1 pseudogene is annotated in these 327 nt (G+C 67.6%); it reads left to right on the top strand.

Annotation, left to right across the window (positions count from 1 at the left end):
* Positions 1-327: pseudogene (locus UK12_RS34495) on the top strand (hypothetical protein); the annotation flags it as partial.

The raw sequence follows: 327 nt of genomic DNA, 5'->3' as shown, positions 1-327 counted from the left end.
CCGTGGGCAGTCGCTCACGTCCCGGCTGACCGTCGGCGAGTGGCTCGACATGTGGCTTGCGTCGAAGAAGACCCGCAAGACCACGACCAACGGCTACGACTCCCACGTCCGGGTACACCTCAAACCTCGGATCGGCCATATACGCCTGTCGCGCCTGAACGTCGCCCACCTGGTCGAGATGCTCCACGCCATCGCCGACGAGAACGAGACCATCGCGCCCGCGAACCAGGCACGCAGGGAGCAGGTAGCGCGCCGCTCTCCCGGTCGGCACGGCGAACCGCAGGCACAGGAGCGGGCACGACTAGCCGCGGAGCGGACACAGTTCGA

Origin of the sequence: Saccharothrix sp. ST-888, assembly GCF_000955975.1 — a bacterium.
GTDB lineage: Bacteria > Actinomycetota > Actinomycetes > Streptomycetales > Streptomycetaceae > Kitasatospora.
The sequence above is the reverse complement of the archived record's forward strand: the minus strand, read 5'-3'. Positions and strand labels throughout refer to the sequence as shown.